The sequence below is a fragment of the Chitinophaga sp. 30R24 genome (genome assembly GCF_049056765.1).
In the GTDB taxonomy this organism is placed as follows: Bacteria; Bacteroidota; Bacteroidia; order Chitinophagales; family Chitinophagaceae; genus Chitinophaga.
In genome coordinates this window covers 1-3942 of the sequence record NZ_JBJGXX010000031.1, presented here as the reverse complement: position 1 = coordinate 3942, position 3942 = coordinate 1, and the positions used below count along the sequence as shown (strand labels likewise).

General features: G+C 40.2%; 3 protein-coding genes and 2 pseudogenes. All 5 read left to right on the top strand.

The window, feature by feature from the left end; all coding sequences use genetic code 11:
• Window positions 1–418: pseudogene (locus tag ACDQ55_RS21550) on the top strand (hypothetical protein); the annotation flags it as partial.
• Window positions 419–1228: 810 nt separating this feature from the next.
• A pseudogene (locus ACDQ55_RS21545) lies at window positions 1229–2221 on the top strand (RHS repeat-associated core domain-containing protein); the annotation flags it as partial.
• A 2-nt stretch (window positions 2222–2223) separates the two neighbouring features.
• Window positions 2224–2640: a hypothetical protein gene (locus ACDQ55_RS21540; RefSeq protein ID WP_420983711.1), complete on the top strand. Its 417-nt coding sequence runs from the start codon at window positions 2224–2226 to the stop codon at window positions 2638–2640.
• 311 nt (window positions 2641–2951) lie between these two features.
• Complete coding sequence (locus ACDQ55_RS21535) at window positions 2952–3221, top strand: hypothetical protein (RefSeq protein ID WP_420983710.1); 270 nt, start codon at window positions 2952–2954, stop codon at window positions 3219–3221.
• A 16-nt stretch (window positions 3222–3237) separates the two neighbouring features.
• A complete protein-coding gene (locus tag ACDQ55_RS21530) occupies window positions 3238–3651 on the top strand; it encodes a hypothetical protein (RefSeq protein ID WP_420983709.1) in 414 nt (137 codons plus the stop codon).
• The last annotated feature ends 291 nt before the right edge of the window (window positions 3652–3942 follow it).

Sequence of the window (3942 nt, the reverse complement as noted above, 5' to 3'; positions counted from 1 at the left end):
ATCTGTAAAAGATATTTACTTAAAAGAGGGAAAGGTTTTTATTAGTGGTAGCAGTCATAGTAATGAAAGGTGGCTAAGGCTGGAAGCCGTGCAGGTGCTGGAACTACAAGCCTATATAAAAGCCAATAAGTTTAAAATGGGGCCGTTGTTACAGGAAAATAAAACAGGCAAGGCCAGTGCTAATAATATCATTAACCAGGTGGGAGTAATGATGCGGCAGTTACGGCGGATTAACCCCAAAGTGATCGATGCAACGCAGATCAGGAGCAGTGTAGTTACCCACTGGTTAAAGCAATACAACCTGCGACAGGTACAGTATATGGCTGGCCACCGGTATGTGAGTAGTACGCAGCGTTATAAACTCAGTAATATGGATGATCTACAAAATGCCTTGCAGCAGTACCATCCGTTAAAATAGTGTAGATCCACTCTGAAATAATATATCCCTACCCGTTAGTATAAAGCCTGTATGTTCCAGGAAAAGCGGTCTCACTGCGGGCTTAGTCGGCAAAAAGGCGCGCCAGTCCTACGCTTGCCCCTTCCGCTGCGCTACAGGGGCTGCGCTGCGGCCTGTCACGCTTTTTGCGCTCCTGCGCCCTCCGTTCGTCCAGCTCCCGGTCTGGCTAAGGGCTGTTTTTAATCGTGGTTGCCTTTATGCCCGCCATCCCTTCGCTGTCCATTTTTGTCCGCCCCCCGCTATCCCCCCTGGCCTTCCATTTTTGATTTTGCCGTCCGCTGGCGCTCCCGGCGAGACAAAGGACGAAGGCGCGGCCTGCTGCGGCTCGCCCTCGCTGGGCCCTTCCGCTGCGCTCCAGGGCCTACGCTCTGGCTGCCGCCGCAGCGGCCAGGGGGGAATGGCGGTGTGGGGCGGAAGACGTTTTGTTGGGGCGACAGGATATAGCCATCAGCGTTATACCGCTGGCCCAGCGGCGGAAGAATAAGCTGCGCGAACACCAGCGTTAGTGCCCTGATCAGCGTTAGTACTATCGCGCTTCCGTCCGGAGATAGATGATGTGATCAGCAGCAGAATATAGGCTGATCGATAAATCTATGATCAACATGAGAATATAAAATCAGCGGCAGTAACACATCATCTATCTCCGGACGGTGACCGCGTTTTATGACCGATCAGATTTTTTTCTTTCATATGAAAAAATAAAATCCGTTATTTTTAGTGGTAGAAGTTCTTTGAGACCGTTGCTGGAGGAGACGCTATTATTATCCATTTGGGTTGACGATGAGTGGGATATCTTCAAATGCGTTAAAAGGAAGTAATTATCCGGAGAATCGAAAGAAGTATAATGGAAAAGAGCTACAATCCAAAGAGTTCGGAGATGGATCAGGGTTAGAGTGGTACGACTATGGAGCAAGGATGTATGATGCGCAAATTGGAAGATGGCATGTTGTAGATGCGATGTCCGATGAATTTTATGATTATACTCCATATAATTATACAGGTAATAATCCTATTAGTCGTATTGATCCTGATGGAAATTATTTCTTTGGTCTTTTTGGATCAACAAGTGCGCAACGAAAGGCAGCTCGATCTTTTGCAGAGGAAACCGGAGGCGAAGTAAGAGATATAACAAAAAAATCTGTACATGTAAATTATACATCAACATCTGTCGGGACAGCCGCAGATGGATCTCCTATTGTTGATGCAGTTAACTCAAATTTATATTTTAGAAAGAATGGTCGTATTGAAACTGGAAGTGCTGTTGGGAACCAGGCAGTAGATGAGATTTACAATGGACTAGAGAGTGGGCAACTAATATATGGCATGGATGGCGAACTCACTAAATCAAGAGCTAGTGGTAGAGCTGAATATGTTCCTGTTGAATCGCTTTTAGTTCCTTTACCTCCTTTGCTGGCTGCTTTTCAGTCGTTGAGAGCAGCAAGAGTAGCTACTACAGCGGTTGAAGCTGGAGCATATACAGTAGAGCATGTAGCCGATTTTTATGTTCGTGGAAGTGTTACAGTTACAAAAGGAACATATCAAAGGACAATTCAGACGCTTGCAGGGCTGGACGATGGAAATAGTTTATTCAAGCTTTTACAAACTTTTGAAGCAGAGGCTGTAAGCAAAGGTGCCAAACAAATAGTTATTAAAGGAATAGAAATTGAAAATACTAAGTTGATTAATGCTGGAATTGCAAATCGGCTAGGTTATAAGTTTGTGCAAACAAGTAGCAATAGTATAAAACTTACTAAATCTTTATAGGGATGATTAGCGTATCAGTAGTAGAGGCTAAGTATAGAAGAAGCAATGTGGCTGGTGAGAAAACTTTTTTATGGAACGATGCCGATCAGGAGAAGCGATTATTTTTTTTAAGTAAAGATTTTTTCTCTGAAAAAGAGGACGCAATTTTATGTTATAAAGAATCTACTGATTATAGTTGGGTCATAACTAATATGAGGTTAATTATCATGGAGTATAACAAAATTGATCACTATGATCTATCTCTAATAAATAAGGTTGGTTTAGGAGAGGTTGAAACTAATTATCAGGCTAAAAAGAATAATAACTATTTACCTGTAACAATAGGAGATCATATTATCAAATTACAAGTTGAACCTGCTGTATGGTTCGTTATATATGATATATTGAAATTTATTTCAAATAAGAAGAGAAAGGCATAGTCATAAAACATAAATAGCCGCAGGCAACGCCTGCGGCTATTTATGTTTTATGCTTTTAGTTTTTTAGCGGTAGTTCTACTTCAAGTTGGTATACGTGGGGAGGAAGAGGAAACTATGTATATGGAAATACAACTTCTGTACTGGAAACGCTACCAGGTACCTTTAGAATTACTAATGGTGTTCAGCGGCAATTTAGCCCTAAATATTATAACAGTGGTTGGATAGGAGGTAGTAAAGCAGGTATTAGAACTTATAAGGTAGCTAGGTGGGCAAAAGTAGGAGGAGTACTAAGTTTGGCAATAGGGACGGCTATGGATATTAAAGCTGTTGATAATTATTATAAGAAAGGAGCAGATGATCCTAACTCGACACACCCTGCGAAAGCGGGATTGAATTTAGGTATGGGAGTTTATGGATTATATTATAATCCTCTGGCCGCAGGTGTTTATTTTGGTATGGATTCTTTTTATCCTGGTGGTTGGCCCGGTTATGCAAATGATTATGAGCAGTTGCAGAATGCGAATCAACAGATACTAGGAGATGGATTTATAACAGCTCCGTTTGGAGCGTTAAAGCAATAATGGTTAATTTGAGTTTATGATGCTTAAAAATTGGTATAGATATTTTTTTTATAAGATGTATAGATTTGCTGAAAATGCACCGTCTAGATGGTGGAGTGAATGGAAGGCAATGTTATCTGTAATTGTCCTTGAAATAATGCTTCTTATGGCACTGGAAGGATACTTTTCAATCATATTCAAGCATGATATTGTTCCTGGATATGATAATTTAGTAACAATTACACAAGCAGTTGTAATTACAATATTCAATTACTTTTTTTTTCTGCATAAAAACAAATGGAAGTTGTATGTTAAAGAATTGGATAAGCAATCCAGAAGACAGCAGTTTATAGGAGGACTAGTTGTTTGGTCCCTAGTATTTTTAATTTTGGGGAATTTGATTTTTATGTTTTATTTAATGAGTAGAATAGATTGGTCTTTGTACCGATAAGTATATGTTTACTATAATAAATAGAAGGAGCTGCATGCGATGCATGTGGCTCCTTCTATTTATGAAATGCGCTGTTATGAGTTAAAGGCTTTTTTAGCTTTAGTATTTTGAATGATGTTATCGATAAGGAAATACACCTTCTCTTTAGTATCCTCGTCCAGCTTCTCAATATGTCTTGTCCTGAAATAGGTTTACACAAAAAATGTAAAAAATGAAGAAAATCGTCAAACTTAAGAACGGTTACTATCTGGAAAGTGACAAGCATCTTATTATTCAGGCCTATTTGAGTTC